The following is a 26,511-nucleotide window of genomic DNA, read 5'->3' as shown; positions in this document are numbered from 1 at the left end:
CTGTACCCTTAGTCGGTTTGTAATTGTTGAGCCTTATATTCTGTAGGAGACATACCGAAATGTCTTTTGAATAATCGATTAAAGTAGAATTGATCACTAATACCGACTAAAGAAGCTACCTCCTTGATATAGCTACAACCTTTCATAATTAATTCCGCTGCTTTGTTCATTCTTACAGTATTGATATAACTAAACAGACTTGTTCCGACCTGTTCTTTAAACATACGACATAAGTAATTTTCGCTGAAATTAGTATAACTCGAAATCATTTCTAGGGTGATCTTGTCTTGATAATGTACCTCTATATAGTGAATGACATCTAATACTTCTTTCTTAAATACAGGAGCGGCAGGAACATCCGTTAGTAAGCTGAAATACTGAAAAGCTTGTATACAGTTTACTGAAAATGATTCTATATTTTTGCAATAAAGCAAACTCTTCTTTCTGTACTCATATTGCTCTGGATCATCGATTTGTATCTTGTTCTCATACAACGGAATATAATCTAGACATTTAATGATGAAAGACTTAACAACATCTGGATGAATATAATGATGCCTGCACTCTTGAAAGAACGCTTTCAACATATCCTTGACGGAGTCCTTATCATGTTTCTGCCAATGCTTAATCATGGATTTTGAGTAATCAACATAATTTGTAACCATCGAGTCTTCCTTAAACTTGACTTCATTCACGTAAATGACCGGACGATGATCATAAAAGTTAATATTCAGGGCATCTTTACAGGCACAATATGTATCTCTCGCTTCAACGTATCCAATAACCTCATGAGAGTATACAATCGTTGGTTCTATTGAAATATACATTCTAATTAATGTACGAATTTTGTTGATGAAGTCGATAGGTTCGATCTGACGGCTCTTTAGTTGCTGTTCTGAAATTAAGGCAATGATGCCGTTGACTTCAACTTGGAATACTTCAATATCATTGGCAGTCTCTACTAAATCAAGGATCATATTCTCGATAAATGCAACCGAAATGTCAGTCTTGCCACTATGCGCTGCTGAAATATCTCGATCAAAAGTAATATAGAATAAATAACTAGGGGTATCCGCCAAATTCAATACAATCGGTTTGCTTTGCAAAAAATGAATAAGATCCAAAGACGTATCTGTGAAATATTCCTTCAAAACGGAGCCTTTTACACTCTTAAGATTGCTTCGCATAAATTGCTCTCTAGCTTCTTGTTCTTGTAATGTATGTTGTTGTTCTTGAAGGAGGCTGGCTGTTTTCTGAAGCTGCGAAATAAGATCTTCTGTCTTGATGCTAATCTTCAACATATAGTCAACGGCACCAAGAAGCAAAGCTTCACGAACAAGCTCGTAATCTCCAAAGTTGCTTGCGACAATAATCTTTCCATTATAGTTAAGTTTATTTAACTCCTTGATGAGTTGAAGACCATCCATGTTCGGCATCTTAAGATCTGTAATGATAATATCTGGTTGTAATGTCTCAACTAATGCTAAGGCCTCTACCCCATCCGAGGCAGTGCCGCAGATAGGAAATCCGAGATCATCCCAAGCGATCATCGTACGAAGTGCGATTTTGACAATAGGTTCATCATCTACAAGCAGTACATTAAACATCAAGATTGACCTCCCTGTCTAAGTTGGCTTTCATATGGAATGATGATTGTGCAGCATGTACCTTCACCAATAACACTAGTAATGAATAAGCCGTATTCTTCTCCGTAATAGAGTTTAATTCGTTCATCTACATTCGTTATACCGATGCCGGATAGTTTTTTGTTATTATCAGAACTCTTAGAAGTGTTTGTATCAAATCCTTTACCATCATCTGTGATTTCAATATGGATAAACTGGTCTTTTCGCTGAACTTTGATTGTAATCTTAATGGACCTTCCGTGTTCCGAGAGACCGTGAATGATGGCATTCTCAGCAACAGGCTGTAGGATGAACTTAGGAATGGGACAATGGAGTAGTTCATCATTGATAGCGTATTCAACTTGGAAACTGTCGGCATAGCGAATCTTTTGTATTTCAAAATAGTTCGATAAATTGAGAAGCTCTTGTTCAATCGTGATTTCCTCATTACTGTCTAAAATGGTGCTGCGAAGTAACTCTGATAACGAGGTAATACCGTTACTTAATACGGGCACCTGATTAATAATGGCGAGCCATCGCAACGTGTTCAGGGTATTGAATAGAAAGTGCGGATTGATCTGAGATTGAAGCATTTGTAACTCTAACTCTCGCTTACGCTTTTGATCGAGTTTCTGAGTATGCATCAGATGTTCAATTTTACCAACCATACTATTCATCTTGCGAGAAAGCACGCCCATTTCATCTTCATGATCATCTTGAATACGATTGGAGAATTCCCCATTTGATATTTGATTGCTGAAGGTGATAATTCCCTTGATGGGCCTTACAATACTTTTGTTCATAATAGAAATGATCACGATACAGCATATAACGATAAGACCTATAATTACGGTCATACTGGTGGTTATTTTGCTTGTTTCTGAATTAATGTAGGAAAAGGGCATCATGGAAATAAGATACCAGCCCATTTGTTCATTATAGATGTACGAAATTTGCTGATCTGTGTTATTAACCTGCCCAGAAAAGGATCGACTACCTCGCTCTTGTTGCTCCTTAATTTGATGGATAAGTTCAGCGTCTGTGTATGGTGTTCCTAAAGGAATCTCCTTATCGCTAGCAGATAGCACGGTGCCATCTCGTCCCATAATCATAAGCTTAGAGCCAGTCCCTAGATCAACGGTTGATAGAATATTCTTTGAGAATAAATCATCGCTGATGAATACAAAGGCATACCCGATCTGGGTTGAGCTATCATTTACAGCATGTATTTTTCGTCCAAGGGCAAGGGTATCGTAAGACCGAATGGTTTTGACATAAGTAAGACCATCATAGGGCGTATTCGTATCTACATCACTCATAGCCTTATCCAAGGCTTGGTTATTGATTGTCTCAAATCCAAGTTCATAAAAAAGTTTGTGGTCAGTGTCAAATATACTTACGTTCACAGCATGTGATGGAAAAATGGTTCTAAAAATAGTATCCATAGCGGCTTCTTTGGCATTCTCCTGATCCTCTTGCTCAGTAATCCTTTTTGACAAGTTCTCTTGTACAAATTCATTCGTTGATATAGATCCAATGAGATATTGATAATTCTGAAGCTCAGCAAGTAAATTTATATTGATTAACGTCAAGGCCTGATAGGTAGATTTACTTAGCTTGTCACTGATGGATTCTGAATAAAGATGATAAGCATAATACCCAAGAAAGAAGATAGGAAGAACAGAGACAATTAAGAAGGTTCCAATCAATCGATGTTGTATCTTGAATTTGCGTAACATAGAATGACCTCCTCCAGTGGGTTAAGTTTAGTTTATCATAGGTCTCAAGAATAGCTTGTGTGTCTTTATACAGTTGGATAGAATAATCCATAAAGATAATAGAATCGTCTAGCGGGAGGAGAATAAGCGATGAGAGCAATATTAGTTGGTCTAGGACGCGCTGGATATAGTTGGTACAAAAGATTGCGAGACAGAGGATTGTTAGTAGCCGTTGTTGAGGTAGATCCAGCCATGAAAGCAAAGATGGAGGGAGAGCCGTATCCATTCTACACCTCATTGGAGGAGGCTCTTGCGAACGAGCAAGCAGATTTTCTCGTTAATGTGACATCGCCGAACGCACATACGAAAGTGAATCATGCGGCATTTGACAAAGGAATCTCTGTGCTCTGCGAGAAGCCGATCTCATTTGATTATTTGGAATCGATAACGATTGTGGCTAGAGCAGAGGAAGAGAATATTCCGTTCATGATCGCTGAAAATTATAGACGGCTCCCCTATGTACGCAAAATGAAGCAACTGCTGGATGAGGATCTTATCGGCGAGATAGCGTCGATCGACATTCAGTTCCGCCGTTATCACAAGGTAAAACGTGAATATGCTGTACGGATTTTGGATGATATCGGCGTTCACCACTTCGATATGCTGCGCTATTTGACTGGTCGAGAAGGGAAGACGGTTCAAGCCAAATTATACAATCCCATTGGCAGCTGGCAAGAGGAAGGGGCTGTCCTTAATGGGAATGCGATAGTTGAAATGGATGGGGGTATTATTGCTAGTTATGCAGCTACTATAGCGTCACAAGGTCCAGAGACGCCATGGAGCGGGGATTGGCGGATTGAGGGTACGAAAGGCGTCATGATACTATCGGATAAAGAAATTAGCATTTACGGAGATAACGGATTACAAGTTATTTCTGACTTCACGGACGTGAACGAAGCGGATATACTCAGCGAGTTTCTGACATTACTAGAGCTTGGCCATGAAGTAGAATCGAGCGGAAGGGACTATCTGCATACTCAAGCGCTTGTGCATTATGCCAATTTATCAAGCGAGTTGGGTTGTAGTGTCACTGTCGTACTACCGGATTTACCTCAAGCGAAATAATGAATATAAGCATGAGATAGATCATACTTAATGGTTCCAAACCTTTTCGAAGGTTCAAGGATGCGCTCTACGAATTAGATCTGTGGGATGAGTGGAACCCAATCGAAATCACCGCTCCGCCTTCCGGACGGTTTCCTGCCGTAATCAGACCTTCGCAGCGTTCGATGATCGCACGGGATATAGCTAATCCGAGTCCGGATTCACCGTCTTTTCCTTTTACAAACCGATGGAATAGATAAGGAAGTAAATCTTCCGATATTCCCGGGCCATCATCGCTAATTGAGATTTCAACGCGCCCATCCTTGAGTGCAGCATGAATATAAATATGTTGATTCGCATATCGGGTAGCGTTAGAGACGACATTGATTAGTGCTTGCAACAGCTTATCCCTATCGGCACGGATCATGAGCGGCTGGTGATCATCGTATGTCGTATGTAGGTTCAGCCCTTTTTTGACCAAAAGAGGGTTCATACGTTCAATGGTTTCTATGAGCAGGTCCTTCAGACAAACTTCCGTAGTTTTGAATATATCTTCCTCGCTGTCCAGCTTCGCAAGTAGCGTCATTTCCGTAACGAGATTCTTCAACCGGGCGCTCTCACTCATAATAATGTCGAGGCCCTTATGGACACTATCCCCTTCGAAGATGCCATCTTTGATCCCTTCAGCATATCCAGAGATAGACATTAGAGGTGTCTTCAATTCGTGGGAGGCATTCTGAAAAAATTGCTTCTGTACATGATTAAACCGCTTCAATTCACCAGCCATATCATATACGGATTGAGCGACAGACCCAATTTCACCCCCAGCCTTGATCAATTTAACATCTGAAAAGTGACGCTCTTTCACCTTTTTTAGCTCTATCCGCAGACTCATCAGCGGTTGGATCAGCTTTTTCGTAATAAATAGACTAAAGAGGAACATGAGCACCCCTGCCACAAAGAAAACGATGAGCAGTCTTTTAAGTAGAGCTTCTTCAATGGCTCTGACCTTGCTTACAGGAGTTAGGAGAGTCAGCGTTCCTTGGGGGGTTGCCTTCACTTCAGTAATAAAGCGTTTGTCCGTCCCGTCCCAAATGTTCTGTAGACTAGAGATATCAGTCATTGAAGTGCCCAAGATGATCTCGATGTTATCCATAGGTACAGATGTGGACACTACCATTCCTGTTTTATCGGTTAGAATAGCCTCCACACTGGTTGCAGGATAGATGGTTGCCGGTAATGAGATTGTTTTATCTAAGGGAATCATTTGACTCATGCTTCCCTGACTTAACGTGGCCGTCATTGCGACGCTCATGGTCTTTAACTCTTCTTTCTGTGCTCCCATAAAATGATCTAACAACACATGATGGATCACCACAGCCGTAACGGAAAGCATCAAGACGAGCGCTATGCCAAAAGCCAAATTAATCTGATGTACTAGCTTCATTCGCCTGTTCCCTCCCCTTCTGTTCTCATGCGATAGCCATGTCCCCATACAGCTTCGATCGGAACGTGTTCTAACTTTTTGCGCATCCGCTTAATTAAATGATCGACGGCGCGGTCGCTTCCGAAATAATCGTCTCCCCACACAGATGTTAGTAGCTCGTCCCTAGTAAATGCACGGTTCGGTGACTCAGCGAACACTCTTAGCATCGTGAATTCCTTACCCGTTAGTTCTACTTCCTCTCCACACCAGAACACGCGTCTTTCCTCTAGCAACAGTTGAAGCTGACCAACTTCGAGGCGGACAGGGGTTATGGAGAGATTGGATTCTTCCGTCAGGACACTCATTTTATAGGTCCGCTGGAGCTGGCGTTTAATGCGTGCTACCAGCTCGCGAGGGCTAAACGGCTTGACCATATAATCGTCGCTCCCAAGTTCCAAACCTAGTATTTTATCCACTTCATTATCTCTTGCAGAAATCATAATGATCGGTACTTCTGTCTCATTGCGAATCCGTCTGCAAAATTCATACCCATCCATGCCAGGAAGCATGATATCGAGCACCCACATATCCGGTGGGTTGGTCTGCCATAAAGTCCAAGCTTCCTCTGCACTACCGAGGCCGATCGTTCTGTAATGATCTTTTTGTAAATAGGCTTCCACAAGATTACGTATATGTAGGTCATCGTCCACTACGGCGATGAGATAGTTGTTGTTCATGAATGATGTTACCCCCAGATTGTTTCTCCTATAAATGCGTGTTCAAAAAGTCAGGTTTTCAGCACCGAGAAGATTGAAAGAAGTAAGGGAGTGAGGAGCGGAGCGTAGGCAGTACCTACGTGAGCACCGGAAGGACCGGCTGAATTCAATCTTCGATGTCGAATACGCTTCCTGCTATACTTCGTGATCAAAAGATGACTTTTTGAACTTCCTCTATAAGTATACCAATTTGTAGGTGAGTAAAGAGGGCTTGCCATCGTTTTTCCACAAATCAACCAATGTTCTGCCACATCCTTCTAGTAAGCTTGGACTTGTAAGATCATTTGAACGAAAAGAGGAGTGTTGTATTTATGAATCACCAGTTAGTATTTGCTAAGTTAGCTCTATCCGGCCTGTTAGTGTCTGCGGTTGTTGCCCCGACTATGACGAACGCAGCTACTGGCGTACCTAAGGAAGTGAGCGCGACTGTAATGAAGGCAGCTAGCGTATCTAAGGAATTGAGCCCGAAAGACCTGTCCCAAGTGGATACGATTTCAGCTACACTCACAACGGTTGCAAGCAGTTGGACTAATCCTTTGGAACTGGCTAAAATCTACGCACCTAATACGCTAAAAGAATGGGAAAAGACATTAGAGCAATACAAAGCGGTCGTTGGGGAAAGTAGTTTACCATTTGTCATCGATATGGAGATGGCCGGTATTGAGCCTGATCAAGCCTTCGAGGTGAATATTGGGGAACTAACGGCTGTAGAAAGTACAATGGCTACACCACTTGTAGCTGGGGAAGCGAACGACATGTCATTTGTCATCGATATGGCTGGTATTGAACCGGATGAAGCCTTCGAGCTGAATATGGAGGAAATGATTGCTGTAGGAAGTACGCTTACTAAATCAGTACAAATCAGCGAAGTAGCTCCGCCCTTTATCAAAGCTCAAATCGCTCTTGATGATGCAGCTAAATCTAAAGATACTGTTGCAATTAAAGAAGCGCTAGCTAAGCTACTAGTAGAGTACAAGCAGCAAATCGCAGATTTCGAAACAGCAAAGTAAAGAGATAGAGAAAAAATCCACAAGAACACCATTTTGGGAGATATAGTAACGCAAAAAATAATCAAACGTTGAGTATCTTAATGATGCTCTACATGTTTGATTATTTTTTTTATGATCTCCCCATCGTGTTCATTCACATCGATAAGAACGGTATCAGCCATTTTTCATGGTTACTAGAAAATCGAATGAACAGGAATATTGTTTGTGCCCCGATACGACTACATTTATCGTCTATATTCGAATATTGTATATGTCCCGAAACATGTCTGTAGATTCCTTTGGAGTGATGACACTACAATCGAGTTGTACGAAACAAACACAGATGATTTGAAGTGGGGAGGCTTGAAGAGTATGTCAGCGAAAGAGGCTATGAAGTCAAATGACGGACGTTCAGTGTTATCCAAGAGACTAGGAAAGCTAGATGGTTTTATGTCTTCATGTTTCCTGGGATCTTAACGATTGTGATGGGTACTGTATGGTTTATCTTTGTTGCCCGCTTAAACTATAAGCCGATCGGAACGATTATGGATCGATTGAAATCCGCAACGGGGCTGAAGGACAGTGTGCTCGGCTCGAAAGAAAGCCACGAGCTTCAAATTATCGAAACTGCGCTTGATAACTTGATTCGTCAGTCGATCGATTATGAGAAGACGCATGAAGAGGATTTGATCTATCGGAGAAAGGTGTTTTTTCACGATGTGTTGCAAGGTAATCGCATTATCGGAATGGAGGAGTGGCGGGTGGAATTGGAACGTTTACAGCTCCCCTCGAATTCGAATCAGTTCCGGGTTGTTTTGGTAGAGATAGATAAATATGCGCGGTTTTGTTCGGAATATCATCAACGTGATCAGAACTTGTTGAAATTTGCGATGGGTAATGTTGCCAAAGAGATGGCTTCTTCGCAACAGCTTACGATTTGGATGGAATGGTTGGATAGTAATCAGCTTGGTATTTTGTTCCTAGATGATAATCAGGAGCAGCAACGATTGCCGAACGTGCTTGATGTGTGCGATTATTTTCGGACTTGGGTATTCGAACAGTTTCCATTTTCTGTGACGATTGGCATCGGTAACGTTGTTGATGATACCGAACATATTTTACTTGTGGAAAAGCTCAGTGATGCCAATGATGAACGAAACGTTCGCTACCTTCGAAAGTGTGGAGGAGGCACGAGTATCGTTTCTGGAGTCGCTAAGTGGGTTTGAAAATCAGATGAAGGAACAGCGGGAATCCAGACAATATGCTTCCATCGTTGAGCAAGTACGTAACTATATCGATGAGAATTATGGAAATGCAGATTTGTCGCTTGCCCATTTAGGGAATGTGTTTGATACAAATCCCAAATACATCGGTTTTATTTTTAAAGAGCAGGTCGGAGTTAACTTTGTCGATTATTTGGCTGGGGTTCGGATGGAGCACGCCCAACACTTTCTATTGTCTACCGACGATTCCATGTCGAAAGTTGCGGCTCGTGTGGGTTACATTCATGCCGTTTCATTTAGTCGTGTGTTTAAGAAAATCGTAGGTTTGACTCCAGGGAGCTACCGTAATCGAAGTGAGCAGGATGAAGAAATTTCATAAAAAGGTGATTTTTGATTGATTTATACTATCTTGTATACAAGTATTCATCTATACTAAAGACAAAGAATAAGAAAGGAGGAGAAGGACTTTGAGTGTACTTTCTCTCCTGCCTTTAAGCGATATACGCAAACCTCTAAGCGAGCAAGTGTATCATACAATTCGTGAAGCGATTGTTACGTTACAACTCGAACCTGGCCTCATGATCTATGAGAATGATCTTGCTGAGTCTCTTGGTGTCAGCAGAACTCCGATTAGAGAAGCCATCCGAAATTTGGTGAATGATCAATTGCTTGAGGTCTTGCCGCAGAGGGGCACTCGCGTAGCTTATATATCGGAGCGGAAGGTGCTTGAGACGAGATTCATTCGAGTGCAGCTTGAACGAGCTGCTTTTCGGATTGTAGCACAAACATGGAATTCAGAGTTAATGAGACCTTCGAGACAACTCATTCTGAATTCGTTGGAAGGGCAGCAACTCGCTGCAGAGAACAACAATATTGTGCAGTTTCTACAATTGGATGAGGTGTTTCACCGCATTATCTTGGAATTGGCTGATAACCAAACGCTTATGAATGTGGTTTACCATATGCGAGGGCATTTGAATCGGCTACGTTATTTGGTTATTCGAGAATATGATCATATGAGCCGTGTCATCGATGAGCATTATGAGTTATTAAAGGCAATTGAAGCCAACGATGAGGAAGTAACGACTCGCCTGCTTGAAGACCATCTGGGTAAGATGAACAGTGAGGTTCCTGAGCTCCGCCAAGTCTTTTCGCATTATTTCGTCGATTAGTAGTGAAGAACTCGTTCAGCTACGGGGCTTAACCCCCCGTAAGTTAGGAACTATGATGAAAGTTGATGACGATAATTTAGCAACCGCTTACATTTATAATAGAACATAGGGGGATGACATGATGTTGAAAGTAGCTATTATCGGTTCTGGAGGAATTAGCGTCGCTCATATTGAGGCATTTCTAAAATTTCCGGATCGTTGTCAGATTGTCGCGATTGCCGATATTTATTCGGATAAAGCGGAAGCTCGGAGTAATGAATTTCAGTTGTCAGCAAAAGTTGTGAAAGATTATAAGGAGCTCCTGAACGATGATATCGATCTGGTATCCGTCTGTACTCCACCCTACACCCATGCGCCTATTGCGATTGATTTTCTTCGCGCGGGCAAAAATGTTCTGGTGGAGAAGCCAATGGCTTCCTCGCTCAAAGAATGTGACGAAATGAATACAGCAGCGCGCGAAAGCGGTAAAATATTGTCGGTCGTCGCCCAAAATCGCTTTAGAACACCGATGATGAACTTGAAGTCGGTGCTCGATACCGGACTGATGGGCAAAATTGTGCACGCACAAGTCGATTCATTCTGGTGGAGAGGTCACAGCTATTATGATCTGTGGTGGCGCGGAACGTGGGAGAAGGAAGGCGGGGGCTGTACTTTAAATCATGCCGTTCATCATATCGACGCCTTCTTATGGATGATGGGACGCCCAACTGAGGTTCATGCCGTTATGAGCAATACATCACATGACAATGCCGAGGTAGAAGATTTGTCTATCGCCATCTTACGTTTCCCGAATGGATCTCTGGCGCAGATTACAAGCTCGGTCGTTCATCATGGGGAGGAACAGCAGTTGATCTTCCAAGGAACGGATGCACGCGTATCGGTCCCGTGGAAGATTAAAGCTTCCAAATCGAAACCAAATGGCTTTCCAGAACCGCATCCAGAATTGGAGCAGAAGCTGGAATCGTATTATGATTCCTTGCCTGAGCTTACGCATGAAGGGCATGAAGGACAGATAGATAATGTATTAAGAGCGATTGAGACGGGTGAATCCGTTCTGATCGATGGGGAGAGCGGTCGTGCTACGATGGAGCTGATTATGGCCATTTACAAATCAGCAAGTACAGGGCAGCCGGTTCAATTACCTCTCGCTTCTGAAGATGAATTTTATACGAAAGAAGGCACGCAAGCGCAAGCAACACATTTCTACGAAAAGAAAACTTCAGTAGAAAATTTCCAAGATACTCGCATTAATACGGGCGGTCAATATAAATAATAGGGAGTGATGAACGATGGATAAAAATGACGGTATGAATTATGCACCTAAGGGGAAACCGAGTGCGGTGTGCAAGCCTGGAGACTTTGTTTTCGCGGCTATCGGTCTCGATCACGGACATATTTACGGGATGTGCAACGGCCTTCAAGAAGCGGGCGGGCAACTGAAATGGGTGTACGACCCGGATCCAGCGAAGGTTGAGAAATTCGTTAGCCTCTATCCTGGGGTAAAAGCTGCTGAATCTGAGCAGGAAGTGCTACAGGATGCAGAGGTTCGTATGGTCGCGGGAGCTGCGATTACATCCGATCGATGTGCTCTCGGGATGAGAGTGATGTCACATGGTAAACATTATTTCACAGATAAGGCTCCACTCACAACGCTCGAACAATTGGCAGAAGCGAAGCAGAAAGTGGAAGAGACGGGATTAAAATACGCTGTCTATTACAGTGAGCGGCTACATAACGAGAGTGCTGTTTATGCTGGTCAGTTGATCGAGCAAGGAGCGATCGGAAGGGTGCTGCAAGTAAACGGTTACGGTCCACATCGAATTAACGCAGGTTCTAGACCAGATTGGTTTTTCGAACGGGACCAATTCGGGGGTATTTTATGTGATATCGGCAGTCACCAAGTTGAGCAATTTCTGTTCTATACTGGCTCGAAGAATGCACAGGTCGTACACAGCCAAGTAGCGAACTACAACAACAAGTCCTATACGACATTCGAAGACTTCGGAGATTGTAACTTAGTCGGAGATAACGGCTCGACAGGATATTTCCGGGTCGATTGGTTCACTCCTAATGGTTTAAGCACATGGGGAGATGGACGTACCTTTATTCTGGGCACGGAAGGTTACATTGAATTGCGCAAATATGTAGATATCGGCAGAGCACAGAGCGGTAACCATGTTTATCTCGTTAATCAAGAAGGCGAATATCATTTTCAAGCTCAAGATCAAGTCGGATTCCCTTATTTCGGTCAATTGATCCTCGACTGTTTGAACGGAACCGAGTATGCGATGACTCAGAAACATGCGTTCAAAGCTGCAGAATTATGCTTAATCGCACAGAGGGATGCTCGTCTAGTCGAGGGTGTTTGATCCAAGGGAAGAGTATTAATAATGACAATAGATCGTAGTTATTTAGGCTGGTTACATGTTTCGAAAATATCAGATGAGACGTCAAGAACGCAATATATAGACTGGTGCTCCGAAATCGTGTCTGCTAGAAGAAGCTCGGTCACCCTGCAGACCGCGCTTGAGGAATTGAAGAGAGGTTTTTCTACCCTATTAGGCCTTGAAGCGATCTCGACTGATCAGGCTACACAAGCCCGTTATTTACGTGTAGGCACGTTTGACGATCTGTCGGAAATAGCTGGTTTGATGGATACGAGTACCGTTTCGAGTGTAGGAGAAGAAGGGTATCTCATTCATACTTACGAGAAGAATAGCGAGCGGTTTATCGTATTGGCTGGAAAAAGTGATCGTGGTGTGTTGTATGCGGCATTTCACTTATTGCGACTTATTCGTAGCGGGCATAGTTTGGAAGCGTTGTCTATTGTCGAGAATCCAACTAATGGGCTCCGAGTGATTAATCAATGGGACAATATGGACGGATCGATTGAAAAAGGTTATGCAGGCAAATCTATTTTCTATAAAAATAACCGCATCGTATCCGATCTGACTCGCGTTCGTGATTACGCACGGTTGCTTGCTTCTGTCGGCATCAATGCCATCTCCATCAATAACGTGAACGTTCATGAGGTAGAGACACGTCTGATTAGTGAGTTCTTACCGGAAGTGGCTGGTATTGCTGGAGTTTTACGTAGTTACGGCATTCAATTATTTCTAAGCGTCAATTACGCCAGTCCGATGGAAATCGGGGGGCTGTCAACGGCAGATCCACTAGACTCAAACGTCAAACAATGGTGGGGATCAGCAGCTAAGAACGTATACGAAGCCATTCCCGACTTCGGCGGGTTCCTCGTGAAGGCCGATTCGGAGTTCCGCCCAGGCCCTTTCACCTATGGCCGGGAGCGAATATGCTGGCGGAGGCATTGGAGCCTTACGGCGGGCTCGTCATCTGGCGGTGTTTCGTCTATGATTGCCTGCAGGATTGGAGAGATCGCACAACGGATCGGGCGAGAGCAGCCTACGATCATTACAATGGGCATGACGGTGAATTCAAAGACAACGTCATTCTCCAAATTAAGAATGGCCCAATGGATTTCCAAGTCCGCGAGGCCGTCTCCCCGTTATTCGGTAGGATGACGAAGACGAACCAAGTGCTGGAACTGCAAATCACACAAGAGTATACCGGCCAACAAAAGCATTTGTGTTACTTAGTGCCACAATGGAAAGAAGTGCTCGATTTCGAAACATATGCTGAAGGAGAAGGTTCGACGGTTGCCAACATCGTGAGCGGTTCGTTATATTCCCGTAATCTTGGGGAGTTGCCGCTGTATCTAACATCGGTGATCAAGAGAATTGGACAGGTCATCTTCTCGCCCAGGCCAACCTCTTCGGTTATGGTCGTTTAGCTTGGAATCCGCAGCTATCCTCTGAAGAGATTACTCATGAATGGATCGTCATGACCTTTGGAACAGACCCGGTTCTTGTCGATACTCTATCACGCATGCTGCTCGAATCTTGGGATATTTACGAAAGCTACACTGCACCGCTCGGTGTGGGCTGGATGGTCAACCCAGGGCACCATTACGGACCGAATGTGGAGGGGTATGAGTATTCCAAGTGGAGCACGTATCACTTCGCGGATAACCTCGGAATGGGTGTCGAACGGGCGGAAGGCTTAGTTCAAGCATGGCAATCGTTGCAAACGAAGTTAGATGAGAGTCAGTATAATGAAGTGTTGATGCGACTAGCGGATCAAGCGAAACATGCTCAAGAATGGCGAGATATGATTAACACGTATTTCAGACGTAAATCAGGTATTCCGGATGAGCAAAACCGTGAAATTTATTGATGAAGAAATGGCTGAGCAGCGTGTTATACACCTGTTCAGCCATTTTTAATTAAATAAGGAGGATATCAAGAGAGGGCAACGAGTTATACAATGCAAGTGAATTCTTTGATTCAATGACCTAATTGACGGAGTTGATGAGGTGAGAAATATAAAAGGTTGTATTAAGGAGAAATATATGATAATTTAGGTTTATAAAATCGTTTTTATTAAAAAGGAAGATCATCATAGGTAAAATAACGATTAAGGATGTGGCCAGAGAAGCTGGCGTTTCAATCTCTACTGTTTCCAACGCTTTAAATGATGTAGACGTGTTGAATCCAATGACAAAGGCACATGTAATCAAGGTTGCTAAGCGTTTAAATTATGTACCTAATCTAAATGGCAAGCTTTTGAAGTCTGGGAAGAGCAATATGCTAGGTTTCTTTACAACTAGTGTGAGCGGACCTTATTTCTATGTATTAGTTGAATCAATGGCTCGTGAGTGTGAGCGTCTAGGCTATGGCTTAAACGTGTTTGTAACTAAGGATAAACAAGTTATTTTAAGTAATATTTTAGGACGACGTGTGGATGGCGTCATTATATTTGAAGAGCTAAAGATTGATGAACAAGATATTGTAGCGATGGAGAAAGACAAGATTAAGGCTGTGTTCCTGGATCGAGTTATTCACAACAAAACAATGGGAAGTGTCATTTTTGATTCCTATGTAGCTGGATATGAAGCAACTAAATATTTAATCAGTCTGGGACATAAAAGAATTGCCTATATATCTGGTGTGGATACGATGTTTGATAGTGTTCAACGGAAAGAAGGGTACTTGGCTGCTTTGTATGAGCATCAGTTGCAGGTGGATGAAGACTATATTTTACAAGGGTTTTTTGAAGAAGAAGGGTCTTATAATGCTGTGAAATCTTACCTTCACGCATATCCTTCCAAAATACCAGATGCTTTTTTAGCTGGGAATGATGTGAGCGCGATCGGATGTATCAAGGCTTTAAAATCTGAAGGATATCAAATCCCGATGGATATTAGCGTCATGGGCTTCGATGATATTGATATTGCCCAATATTTCTCTCCACCTTTAACGACAGTGAGAAATCAAATTGCCAGACAAGGTATTCTAGTGATTAATCATCTAGTTAACTTGATTCAGGAGACCGAGCACGGCAAGATTGAAAAGTTACAGGGTGAAATTGTAGTGCGTGGTTCTAGTAATGTAAAGACAATTCGGAATAGTCGTATGTAAGTAAATATAAACAACGATTATTCCTGGAATGATATAATTTTTTTATGTGAGAAGGGGTATCTTTGTTAATTTATAAAAACGTTTTTATTTTAAAAAAGGGAGGAATGTAAGCGTATGAAGGACTCAGCATCTGCAAAGTTTACAGCTAAAGTGCCGATGGGACAAAGAATAAGGAAGTTTGTGACCGATTTTAAAAATCAATGGGAGCTTCAATCCATGATTATACCGGGAATTATTTTCATGATTATTTTTTCTTATCTTCCGATCTATGGGCTGACGATAGCCTTTAAGAACTACACCGTCATTGATACGTTAGATTCCGCTCCATGGGTTGGTTTGGATAACTTTAAGATTATTTTATCTGATAAATACTTTTGGGATTCCGTAGTGAACACCTTGGGGATAAGCTTTCTGAAGTTAGGAATAGGATTTGTGATTCCAATTATTCTATCCATTATGATTTACGAATTAAATACGGGTCGGTTCAAAAAGATTGTGCAAACCATTTCGTATTTACCACACTTTTTATCCTGGATCGTACTGGGCGGGATGTTAATTACTTGGTTCTCGACATCAGGATTGTTCAACGAGCTTTTAATGAGCTTTGGCATAATTAAGCAGCCACAAAATATTTTGCTGGATGCAGGTAAATACTGGTGGATTGCAACGTTATCTGATATTTGGAAAGAGGCTGGGTGGGGTACAATTCTATATTTAGCTATTATGGCAAAAATTGATCCTACATATTACGAGGCAGCTAAAATTGATGGTGCAAATCGTCTTAAGCAAATTTGGCATATTACAATTCCTATGATGAAAACTATTATTAGCTTAAATTTGATACTGACTGTAAGCGGTTTACTTGGATCGAATTTAGATCAAACCTTAGTGTTGATGAATTCTCAGAACCGAGCCAAGGCAGAAGTTATTAACTCTTATGTGTATCGCATGGGGATGACGCAAGGTGACTTTTCTTATGCAACGGCGGTTGGTTTAGGTGTTTCCATTGTTTCTGTCATTCTGTTAGTTGTCGCCAATAAAGTAACCAGTAAATTAAATGATAATCAATCCGTTTTATAGAAGGAGGCAATTTTGTGAATCGAAAGGTAGTAAAACAAGATGTAGATAGTCGAATTTTTGATGTAATTAATATAACTTTACTGATTATTTTTACGGTTATCATCGTTGTTCCACTGTGGAACGTTATTGTTTCATCTTTTAGTTCGGGCAGGTCACTTGCAGAAGGTGGCTTTATATTTTGGCCTAAGGAGTTCTCTTTGGAGAATTACCGTGCTGTTCTTAGAGATACAACGATGTTGCAGGCATTCGTGATCTCCGTTTCCAAAACAATCCTTGGAGTTGCAACCCATGTATTCTTCTGTGCCATGGTTGCTTATAGTTTAAGCAAAGGCAATTTACGTGGTCGCAAGCTGTATGTCACGATGGGAATTATCACCATGTTTTTCTCAGGCGGAATGATTCCAACGTATTTATTGATTAAATCATTGGGTCTATTAAACAGCTTCTGGGTTTATGTTATTCCAGCTATGTTCAGTTTTTTCGATGTTGTCATTTTAATGAATTTCTTTAGAAATGTACCCACTTCACTTGAAGAATCAGCCAAGATTGATGGCGCTGGTGATTGGCGTATTTTCCTTAAGATATTTGTACCTCTTTCCATGCCAGCTATGGCTACGATCGCATTATTTAATGGGGTTGGACAATGGAATGATTTCATGACAACTAAATTATATATCACCGATAAAGCTCTCTATCCTTTGCAGATGAAACTATACGAAATTATTCTTCAGTCACAAACGCAATCTATGCAAAATATCGGAGGGTCTGTAGTTATCGAGACTACGACGAAAGGAGTCCAGCTGGCAACAATTGTAATTACGACGTTACCGATTATTATGATATATCCTATTTTACAAAAGTACTTTATTTCAGGTATGACGATGGGCGCAGTTAAAGAGTAAGTCTGTTTCAATGAGTTAAAGTGTTTCAATTATAAGGAGGGGTATAGTATGTATACGAAGAACAAGGGGATTGGAAAAAAGGGGATTCAAATATGTGTTGCTTTGATGGCTGTCGTTCTAATTGTTAGTGGTTGTGGGTCAAGCAATAATACAAAGAGCACTACTAAAAAGGAAAACTGGATATCCATTGAAGACCGCTACACGCTAGATAAAGAGACCCCCGCTTGGAAGCTGGACAAGAAAGAAGAAATGACAGAGCTAACCTGGTATGTGAATGCTGATTGGTGGAATACCGATTTCGGTAAAGATTTAGTTACAAAGAAAATTAAAGAAGATTTGAACATTAACATTAAGTTTCTTACAGGTGATGACACGAAATTAAATACATTCTTTGCCGCTGGGGATCTGCCGGATCTAGTAACGATCTTTGATTCAAACTCTCCACTTGTGCAAAAGGCTAATACTTGGGCGCTGCCATTAAATGATCTTGCAGAGAAGTATGATCCTTACTTCAATGAAGTTGCAGCTAAAGATACAGTCAATTGGTTCCAATTAAAAGATGGCAAGACCTACGGCTATCCTAACTACTCTAATACCCAAGCTGACTATGATAGTGGGAATATTCCAGCTAAAACAGCCTATATTATTCGTCAAGATATATATGAGGCGATTGGCAAACCAAGCATGGGAACGCCAGCAGAATTCGAAAGTGCCATGGGACTAATTAAACAGAAGTTCCCAGAACTTATTCCTTTTGGTTTCAATGCAATTGGTGAAGGTACCGGTTCATTAGGGGATGCTTTACAAGATTTCATCGGAGTACCTTTGGATACCGCAGAGGGTGGGTTCTATAATCGTAATTTAGATGAAGACTATCTAACATGGGTAAAAACTTTAAATAATGTCCATAGAAATTCAGGTATTAGCGATGATAGTTTCGCAGATGATGGCACAGCATTCGAAGAAAAGGTTAAAGCAGGGAAATATGCAACAATATTGTTAGATGGGACACCACAACAAGGAGGAAATCTCCAAATTTATTTCAGTGAAAATCCTGATAAGAAATACATTGCTATTGATGGACCACAAAGTACGGTTGGTAATCAACCCGTATTAAATCAATCAGGTATTACAGGCTGGATGATTAGCTACATTACGAAAAATACGAAAGATCCTGCTAAAGCGATCCAAGTTTTCACGTACCTATTAAGTGAAGAAGGACAAATGCTAATGAATTATGGGATTGAAGGCGAATCCTATCAAGCAATAGGGGATGGTAAGTACGAATTCTTACCTGTTGTGAAAGACCTTCAATTAAACGATGCAGACAAATTTAAGAAAGACTATCGGATGGGCGAGTTTATGTTCTTTGGTCACGATCGCTATAAAGCTTTGAGTAATGACTCATCCCCAGAAGCAATTAGACAAATGCAAGAATGGGGACAAGGCAAGATGAAGCCGCACTTTATTCTAGAGAACATTAATCCAGACTCAGGATCTGCCGAAGCACGTGCCTTAAGTGCAATTGACATTAAATGGAACACTACGTTAGTAAGTCTGATTCGGTCTAAAGATGACCAAGAATTCGAAAGTACGTTAGCGGGCTATACATCATTCTTAGATCAGAATAGTTGGAATAAGATTGTTGAGATCCGTAATGAGAAAATGAAACTGAACAAAGAAAAGTTAGGAATAAAGTAATTTAAAGAGAGAAACTTGGAGGGAAACAACATGCTGGAGCTAAGTATTTATCAATCCAATGGAGAAACTGAATTATTTGTAAACAAATCTCCACAACAGTTAAAGCCTGTTTCTTCAAATGCCGCAATAACTACTGTGACAATTGATGAAAACCAGACCTATCAGGAGATGGATGGCTTTGGTGCATCGTTTACCGATTCCTCGGCATACTTAATCCATCAAGTGTTAGATGAGGAACAGAGAACAGAGTTAATGAAGCAATTATTTGATCCCCAAGCTGGAATTGGTCTATCTGTGCTAAGGAATCCAATGGGAGCATCAGATTATGCTCGAGAAATATATAGCTATGACGATTTACCTGTGAATGAAACCGATATGGAATTAAGCCGATTTTCGATTTCACATGATGAAGCAGATATTATTCCTCTTTTACAAGAGGCCGTGAGATTGAACCCTGAAATGAAGCTAATGGCTTCGCCTTGGAGTGCCCCAGGTTGGATGAAGACGAGTGGATCCATGATTGGTGGAGAGCTGAAAAAAGAACATTATCAAGTGTATGCGGACTATTTCGTTCGTTATATTCAAGCTTATTTAGTCAATGGGTTGCCTACGTATGCTGTAACACCACAGAATGAAGCCCTATTTGTACCACCTCATTATCCTGGCATGTTAATGCCAGCGGAGGCACAAAGTGATTTCATTAAAAATTATTTAAAGCCCAATTTCGTGAAAAATAACATAGATACTAAAATTCTCTGCTATGATCACAACTGGGACCGACCGGACTATCCATTATCCGTGCTTACAGAGGCGAATGAAGCGGTAGATGGAGTTGCATGGCACTGGTATGGTGGAAGTCCAACAGCACAAAGTGAAGTTCATCAAGCTTTCCCAAATAAAGAGGTTCATTTCACTGAGGGATCAGGTGGGGAGTGGATACCTGCTTTTGAACCGGCCTTTTCTAACGTGATGAGAACAGGGATTGAGATTCTTAGAAATAATAGTAAATCCTTTGTGTTGTGGAATATGGCGTTAGATGAGAATAATGGTCCTACTGTTCCCGGATTTGGGCAAAGTACTTGTCGTGGGATTGTCACAATCGAACAACAAACGAAGAAACTTACTTATACGTTAGATTATTATGCGTTAGCCCATTTCAGCAAATATATACGTCCAAAAGCTGTGCGAATTGATTCCTCTAGCAGTGACTTAATTCGTTCAGTAGCTTATAAGAATACGGATGGGTCGACTGTTGTAGTTTTGTTTAATGATAGTGAGCAGCCAGAGAATGTTGTGTTGAAACAGCACAATCTAGATATTCTAAGCTGTCAATTAGAAGCTAAGAGTGCTTTAACGATGGTAATGAAATAGAAATGAATATGAAGGAACTTCGTGTGAATGGTGTCTTTGTCCATTTTGATTAATATCCATTCATTACACATGTACTACCCTAGCGTAGAATTTAAAAGAGGCAATCGTTCGTCTAGACGAACGATTGCCTCTTTTTGTACCTCTGAAAAAGAGTGGATATCCGGATATTGCGTATCTTCCGTGCAACAAAAAGTAGCAATATATTAAATGGGTCTGGTTAGTTGTACTTTATACATTTACCAAATGAGCTATTGCATATAAGTTTACTTGGTATTAATATAATGGGAGAGGTTTTATTTTTTTAATTTCAAAGGTATAAGGTCTATACCTTAAATGTTTATAGATTGGAGTGTTCATATGTCCATTCAATTCCCCCTACACTTTGAAAAAGTATCTGCAAAAAAAGTGAGTGACTTTATTAGGGAGCAGCTGGAAGAAGCTATTATTCTAAAGGAGGTGCTTAGCGAGGAGCAACTTCCGACAGAACGGGAGCTCGCCGAGATCTTTAACGCCAGCAGGATTACAGTCCGTGAGGCATTGTCTCAATTGGAGGCAAAGGGACTTATTGAGAAGCGGGTTGGTGCCAAGGGGGGAACCTTTGTGCTTCCAGTGACAGCGAATTCCCACAAACGTACCCGGGCAGAAATCGAAAGAGACTGGGAACATATGTTGAAGGTGTTTGAATACCGGACAATGATCGAGCCAGAGGGGGCTTTTCTAGCTGCTGAGCGCATCAGCGCAGGCGAGCTAGAATTGCTGCAGAGTTACCTAGATAAGAGCATTGAACCCGATTGTTCCCGGGAATTGTTTCGAGCATTGGATGTTAAGTTTCACTTATCCATTGCCAAGGCATCATGTAATCCATATTATGAAGCGGCTGTTAGACAGATTCGGACGAAAATTAATCCAGCACTGGATCTAATGCCCTACGATGAACATATCCGAACAGTTAACTATGATGTTCATACTGAAATTCTCAGAGCGCTCCAGGCACATGACTGTTATAAGTCACGAGAAGTGATGAAACGCCATATAGAGCATTCCGCAGATGCGATTTACGCAAGATTGACTGCAGGGAGCTAGAACGGGATGTGGGGTTCGTAGAATTGTAAGAGTCATAGGAAAAGAAGAGAGAAGGCCTCAAAGAGGAGAGGATGATTTCAATGGATATGAGCGAGCTTATGGATTTATCCAAACCGCTTCAGGAACAACTGATTGCTTGGCGTAGAGACTTTCACCGCCATCCGGAAATTGGATTCGAGGAATTTCGAACATCAGGTATTGTAGCCGAGCACTTAGTAAGCCTCGGGTTGGAAGTAATAACAAATGTAGGACAAACCGGAGTGGTTGGCATTCTATGGGGAGAGGAAACGGGCCCTACCATCGGTCTACGGGCAGATATGGATGCCCTCCCGATTCAGGATCAAAAAACGGCTTCCTACAGTTCTCAGATTCCAGGTAAGGCGCATCTGTGTGGACATGATGCCCATACGGCGATATTAATGGGAGCTGCACAGTTACTTACGAGTCTGGGGAAGCCCAAACGTGGGAACATCAAATTCATATTTCAACCAGCGGAAGAGGGACTTGCGGGAGCAAAAGCCATGATTGATGATGGGGTGCTCGAAAATCCAAAAGTTGATGCGATGGCAGGGCTGCATATGTTTCCTGGGATGAAGACAGGAACTTTAGGTGTCACCAAAGGAGTTGCTTTTGCATCGGCAGATAGTATAAAGATTAAGGTTATTGGCAAAGGAGGCCATGCTGCCCGACCGCATGAAGGAGTGGATGCTATCGCCGTATCCGCGCAGATCATTACTGCGCTGCAAAATATCCCAAGCCGAATGGTCGATCCGCTTGAACCGATTGTCATTACGATTGGTAAAATTACAGGTGGATTCATGGGCGCGGCGCTTGCCCCGGAAGTAGAAATGGTGGGCACGGTCCGAACTTTATCTGCAGATCTGCGTAGTCAGATGCCTAAGCTGATCGATCGAGTTATTCATGGAGTCTGTGATTCGTTCGGGGCGGAATACGAACTGGATTATACGGATGGCTATCCAGTTGTCCACAATAACCATGATATGGTGGACTTGATGACGGAAACCAGTGATCAATTGTTTGGTTCCAAGGAGTGGAACTACATAAAACCGTCTACAGGTGGAGAAGACTTCGCCTTTTATTGCGAGAAGGTTCCGGGCGTGTTCTTCCGGCTGGGCTCTGGAAGAGGGGATGAAGAGACCGGCTATCCATTGCATCATCCTAAATTTGATTTGGATGAAACGACACTGCCTTATGGAGTAGCAATGTTGTCAGCGATCGCTTTACATTTCTTGCAACGACAAGAATCTGAAGGCGACTGACTCTTAGAGAATAGAATTATGAAATATTACTATATTGATAAACTGATAGGAGTGGGGAAATGAAGAATAGTCAAAGATGGATTAAAGGTTGGATAACATTACTGGTAGCTGTGGTCGTGTTGGCGGGATGCGGAGGCAACTCGACAAGTGATAATAAAGGATCTACTACGGAGAGCAAAAAGCTGACGATTGCTAATGCTGCGGATATCGAGAGCTTCGATCCACATAACAATAACAATACGGCTAGTGAAGCCGTTCTAGTAAACATGTTTGATTATTTGCTAAAGAATGATAGTGAACAGAAGAAGGTTCCTGTACTCGCAACTTCGTGGGAACAGGTTGATGAAACGACATGGCGTTTTCACTTGCGTGAAGGAGTCACTTTTCATAACGGAGATCCATTCACTGCAGATGATGTGAAATTTACGATTGAGAGAGTCGCTAAGGACAGTACGCTCAAGCAGAACTCCTACTATAGAAATATTACAGAGGTCAAGGTAGTAGACGAGCATACAGCAGACATCGTTACAGATGGTCCAGACCCATTGCTACTGAACCGTTTATCCAAGATGGGAGCGGGTATACTGCCAGCAAAATATATTGAAGAGAACGGAATCGAGTCATTCCTCAAACAACCCGTTGGGACAGGTCCTTATCAATTTAGCCAATGGGTCAAGGATGACCGTGTCGAATTGATCAAGAACGATCATTACTTTACGGGTCAACCGAAATGGGATCAAGTCGTCTTTCGGGTAATACCAGAAGCTTCTACTCGTGTATCTGAACTACTTGCAGGAGAGATAAACATTGTCTCTGGCATTCCTTCTACAGATATAGAACGTATTGAAGCTAACGGAAGTAAACATATTGTCAAAGCACCGATTCAGCGGGTGCTACAATTGATCCTGCGTCAAAGTGAAGGCAGCATAACAGCTGATCCGAAAGTGAGAGAAGCCATTGATCTTGCAATCGACAAACAAGGAATCGTGGACAGTATCGCTGGTGGTGCTGGGATTGTAACACGTACTTCCGTTACACCGGGCAACTTCGGGGCAGATCCTTCCCTGTATAAGCAGTCGTTATATGACCTGGAACAATCCAAAGAAATACTGAAGGAAGCTGGGTATTCCGAGAAGGATCTAGAACTGAATATATCGGTATCTGGCCAATATAAGGAGCATGCCGAAGTAGTAGCGGCAATGTTGGATAAAGCAGGGTTTAAAGCCAATCTAGATGTACTGGATTCAAGCGCTTTTAGTGAGAAATACAGCTCAAAGTCATTCAAAGAAATATTTATAATTGGAATTGGTAATTCATTGTTTGATGCTTCTAACAATTATCAACGTTATCTGTTTGAAGAAGCTAAGGGTGAAACGGATTATAACAATCCGGAAGTTGAGAAGTTACTCCAACAGGCGTTGATCAATATGGATCCCGCTTCACGTGAACTAGAGTATCAGCAGGTTCAGCAGATTCTGGCGAATGAACGTCCAGCTGTGTACCTGTTTCAGATGGAAGGGATTTATGGAACAGATAGTCGTGTGAACTTTCAACCGAGAAGTGATGAGATGTTGTTCGTAGAGGATATTGCACCTGTGAATGAATAGATGTGAAATTGAACGGTGGGGATGATATCAAGGTCCTCGCCGTCCTTTCTAAAAGAAGCCTGCTGGTTATGGAGGTGTTGGGTTGAAGAAATATATTGTTAAATCGCTACTGCAGGTCATTCCAGTTCTGCTAATCGTCTCACTTATTGTATTTATTCTGGTAAGAGTAACTGGTGATCCCGTAGCACTGATGCTACCGGAGACAGCTACAGCAGAAGATCGCGCAGTATTAACGAAGGCGCTTGGATTGGATCAGCCATTATATATACAGTACGTAAAATTCCTCGGCAGTGCAGTACAAGGGGATTTTGGCACCTCATTTCGCTACAATGAGTCGGCGCTACCACTCGTATTGGAACGACTGCCTGCCAGTTTTGAATTGGCAGTGGCTGCTATGCTATTTGCGATAATTATTGCAATACCATTAGGCGTAATATCCGCAGTTAAACGCAATACATTTATCGATTTGATTATCTCTAGTATTTCGGTAGTCGGCAAGGCCATGCCTAACTTTTGGATGGGGATTATGCTCATTTTATTGTTTTCGGTCATTCTGGGTATATTTCCGGTATCAGGTCGAGGAGGGCTAGACCATCTTGTGCTTCCGGCGTTCACGCTAGGTGTCGGTCTTGCTGCTCAGATGACCCGGTTGATACGTTCAAGTATGCTGGACATCCTTAATCAGGATTATATCCGGACCGCTAGAAGTAAGGGGATCTTGGAAATGGTAGTTATCGGAAAACATGCCTTTCGAAATGGGTTGATTCCAGTCGTAACTATTATGGGACTGCAGTTTACAAGTTTGATAGGCGGGGCGCTAATTACCGAGACGGTATTTGCTTGGCCCGGTCTTGGTCAAATGCTTGTAGTCGCTGTAGATACGCACGACATGGCCATTGTTCAGGCAGCCGTATTTGTGATTGCAATTATTGTGGTTATAACCAATATCTTAACCGATCTAGTATACCGGCTGCTCGATCCACGGATCAAATACAACTAACAGGGGAGGAAGACATATGGCAGAGATCAATGAAATACAAGCCTTTAGTTCGGCACCGGTCGGGCAGGTGGAAGAGCTAAAGCGAGCTGGTATCGGGCGCATATGGAAGCAGTTGCTAAGAAGTAAGACGGGACTTCTTGGTGCAATACTGGTGTTGATCGTTTGTTGTACAGCTTTATTCTCTCCTCTCTTGACCAGTCACAATCCGGCGGATATTGATCCTCTAAATCGACTAAAGCCTCCAATTTGGCTTGATGGCAGTATGCCGGAACATTGGCTTGGTACAGATAATTTGGGACGAGATATGTGGAGCCGTATCGTATACGGGGCGAGAATTTCGCTTGTCGTGGGTATTGGTGCGGTACTGGTATCGGGCTCCATTGGAGCGGTGCTCGGGCTACTAGCTGGATTTTACGGTAGATGGATTGATGCGATTATTATGCGGGTCGCCGATGCCTTCTTGGCTATTCCGACGATTCTACTCATGCTAGTCGTTCTAGCGGTTGTAGGACCGGGAATGACGACGCTTATTTTTGTTATTGGAGTTACGAATTGGGTTTCTTATACGCGAGTTGTCCGGGGAGAAGTATTGAGTATTAAGGAACGGGACTTCGTCAAAGCGGCTAAGGCGGTTGGTTCAACGAATAGAAGAATTTTATTTAAACATATTTTCCCCAACGTGCTGTCTTCGTTCATTGTTATTTCCGGAATGAACGTAGCCACGACGATTATTATGGAGGCTTCTCTTAGCTTTCTTGGACTAGGGATCAAGCCACCGGCGGTGTCTTGGGGTGGCATGTTGAGCGATGGGAGACAGTATATCGCCACCAGTTGGTGGGTTGCGACATTCCCGGGGCTTGCCATTACCATTACGGTTCTAGGTGTTATCTTCCTAGGTGATTGGCTTCGCGATGTGCTGGATCCCCACATGAAAGCGAAAGAATAATGGAAGGCAGGGG

21 protein-coding genes and 1 pseudogene are annotated in these 26,511 nt (G+C 42.3%); 18 read left to right on the top strand and 4 right to left on the bottom strand.

What is annotated here, in order from left to right; all coding sequences use genetic code 11:
- Positions 1-8: 8 nt before the first annotated feature.
- Positions 9-1,607, bottom strand: a complete 1,599-nt coding sequence (locus ACP8HI_RS21355; protein WP_438348159.1) for a response regulator transcription factor — start codon at positions 1,605-1,607, stop codon at positions 9-11.
- Positions 1,607-3,364 (bottom strand): sensor histidine kinase, encoded by a 1,758-nt coding sequence (locus ACP8HI_RS21350; RefSeq protein WP_438348158.1) that lies wholly within the window; start codon positions 3,362-3,364, stop codon positions 1,607-1,609. The genes ACP8HI_RS21355 and ACP8HI_RS21350 overlap by 1 nt, the downstream gene beginning before the upstream one ends.
- Before the next feature lie 129 nt (positions 3,365-3,493).
- Between ACP8HI_RS21350 and ACP8HI_RS21345 the strand changes: the two genes are divergently transcribed.
- Positions 3,494-4,468, top strand: coding sequence for a Gfo/Idh/MocA family protein (locus tag ACP8HI_RS21345; protein WP_438348157.1), 975 nt, complete (start codon positions 3,494-3,496; stop codon positions 4,466-4,468).
- A 67-nt stretch (positions 4,469-4,535) separates the two neighbouring features.
- Here the strand turns inward: ACP8HI_RS21345 and ACP8HI_RS21340 are convergent, their stop codons facing one another.
- Both ACP8HI_RS21340 and ACP8HI_RS21335 read right to left on the bottom strand, forming a co-directional pair.
- Positions 4,536-5,894 carry a sensor histidine kinase gene (locus ACP8HI_RS21340; protein ID WP_438348156.1) on the bottom strand — a complete coding sequence of 453 codons (1,359 nt, stop codon included), beginning with the start codon at positions 5,892-5,894 and terminating at the stop codon, positions 4,536-4,538.
- Positions 5,891-6,610 carry a response regulator transcription factor gene (locus ACP8HI_RS21335; RefSeq protein WP_438348155.1) on the bottom strand — a complete coding sequence of 240 codons (720 nt, stop codon included), beginning with the start codon at positions 6,608-6,610 and terminating at the stop codon, positions 5,891-5,893. The genes ACP8HI_RS21340 and ACP8HI_RS21335 overlap by 4 nt, the downstream gene beginning before the upstream one ends.
- 350 nt (positions 6,611-6,960) lie before the next feature.
- Here ACP8HI_RS21335 and ACP8HI_RS21330 point away from each other — a divergent pair, with 350 nt between their 5' ends.
- The 17 genes and pseudogenes from ACP8HI_RS21330 to ACP8HI_RS21250 all read left to right on the top strand — a co-directional run bounded on the left by ACP8HI_RS21330 (position 6,961) and on the right by ACP8HI_RS21250 (position 26,498).
- Positions 6,961-7,659, top strand: coding sequence for a hypothetical protein (locus ACP8HI_RS21330; RefSeq protein ID WP_438348154.1), 699 nt, complete (start codon positions 6,961-6,963; stop codon positions 7,657-7,659).
- Positions 7,660-8,096: 437 nt separating this feature from the next.
- Positions 8,097-8,864 (top strand): hypothetical protein, encoded by a 768-nt coding sequence (locus ACP8HI_RS21325; RefSeq protein ID WP_438348153.1) that lies wholly within the window; start codon positions 8,097-8,099, stop codon positions 8,862-8,864.
- A complete protein-coding gene (locus tag ACP8HI_RS21320) occupies positions 8,818-9,240 on the top strand; it encodes a helix-turn-helix domain-containing protein (RefSeq protein ID WP_438348152.1) in 423 nt (140 codons plus the stop codon). The genes ACP8HI_RS21325 and ACP8HI_RS21320 overlap by 47 nt, the downstream gene beginning before the upstream one ends.
- A gap of 88 nt (positions 9,241-9,328) precedes the next feature.
- Complete coding sequence (locus ACP8HI_RS21315; RefSeq protein ID WP_438348151.1) at positions 9,329-10,033, top strand: GntR family transcriptional regulator; 705 nt, start codon at positions 9,329-9,331, stop codon at positions 10,031-10,033.
- Positions 10,034-10,154: 121 nt separating this feature from the next.
- On the top strand, positions 10,155-11,306 hold the full coding sequence (locus ACP8HI_RS21310) for a Gfo/Idh/MocA family protein (RefSeq protein WP_438351934.1): 1,152 nt from the start codon (positions 10,155-10,157) through the stop codon (positions 11,304-11,306).
- A gap of 16 nt (positions 11,307-11,322) precedes the next feature.
- A complete protein-coding gene (locus ACP8HI_RS21305; RefSeq protein WP_438348150.1) occupies positions 11,323-12,402 on the top strand; it encodes a Gfo/Idh/MocA family protein in 1,080 nt (359 codons plus the stop codon).
- Positions 12,403-12,423: 21 nt separating this feature from the next.
- Positions 12,424-14,284: pseudogene (locus ACP8HI_RS21300) on the top strand (alpha-glucuronidase family glycosyl hydrolase).
- Between the two features lie 224 nt (positions 14,285-14,508).
- Positions 14,509-15,528: a LacI family DNA-binding transcriptional regulator gene (locus ACP8HI_RS21295; RefSeq protein ID WP_438351933.1), complete on the top strand. Its 1,020-nt coding sequence runs from the start codon at positions 14,509-14,511 to the stop codon at positions 15,526-15,528.
- Positions 15,529-15,642: 114 nt separating this feature from the next.
- On the top strand, positions 15,643-16,608 hold the full coding sequence (locus ACP8HI_RS21290; RefSeq protein WP_438348149.1) for an ABC transporter permease: 966 nt from the start codon (positions 15,643-15,645) through the stop codon (positions 16,606-16,608).
- Between the two features lie 14 nt (positions 16,609-16,622).
- Entirely contained in the window at positions 16,623-17,510 is an 888-nt protein-coding gene (locus tag ACP8HI_RS21285; protein ID WP_438348148.1) for a carbohydrate ABC transporter permease, read from the top strand.
- Between the two features lie 48 nt (positions 17,511-17,558).
- Positions 17,559-19,211 carry a sugar ABC transporter substrate-binding protein gene (locus tag ACP8HI_RS21280; RefSeq protein ID WP_438348147.1) on the top strand — a complete coding sequence of 551 codons (1,653 nt, stop codon included), beginning with the start codon at positions 17,559-17,561 and terminating at the stop codon, positions 19,209-19,211.
- A 30-nt stretch (positions 19,212-19,241) separates the two neighbouring features.
- A complete protein-coding gene (locus tag ACP8HI_RS21275; RefSeq protein ID WP_438348146.1) occupies positions 19,242-20,582 on the top strand; it encodes a glycoside hydrolase family 30 protein in 1,341 nt (446 codons plus the stop codon).
- 357 nt (positions 20,583-20,939) lie between these two features.
- Entirely contained in the window at positions 20,940-21,665 is a 726-nt protein-coding gene (locus ACP8HI_RS21270) for a FadR/GntR family transcriptional regulator (protein ID WP_438348145.1), read from the top strand.
- A 98-nt stretch (positions 21,666-21,763) separates the two neighbouring features.
- A complete protein-coding gene (locus ACP8HI_RS21265) occupies positions 21,764-22,945 on the top strand; it encodes a M20 metallopeptidase family protein (protein ID WP_438348144.1) in 1,182 nt (393 codons plus the stop codon).
- A 59-nt stretch (positions 22,946-23,004) separates the two neighbouring features.
- Positions 23,005-24,552, top strand: a complete 1,548-nt coding sequence (locus ACP8HI_RS21260; RefSeq protein WP_438348143.1) for an ABC transporter substrate-binding protein — start codon at positions 23,005-23,007, stop codon at positions 24,550-24,552.
- 82 nt (positions 24,553-24,634) lie between these two features.
- Positions 24,635-25,552 (top strand): ABC transporter permease, encoded by a 918-nt coding sequence (locus tag ACP8HI_RS21255; protein ID WP_438348142.1) that lies wholly within the window; start codon positions 24,635-24,637, stop codon positions 25,550-25,552.
- A gap of 16 nt (positions 25,553-25,568) precedes the next feature.
- Positions 25,569-26,498, top strand: coding sequence for an ABC transporter permease (locus tag ACP8HI_RS21250; protein WP_438348141.1), 930 nt, complete (start codon positions 25,569-25,571; stop codon positions 26,496-26,498).
- Positions 26,499-26,511 lie beyond the last annotated feature (13 nt).

Source organism: Paenibacillus sp. FA6 (genome assembly GCF_051550225.1).
Lineage (GTDB): Bacteria > Bacillota > Bacilli > Paenibacillales > Paenibacillaceae > Paenibacillus_AQ.
The sequence above is the reverse complement of the archived record's forward strand: the minus strand, read 5'-3'. Positions and strand labels throughout refer to the sequence as shown.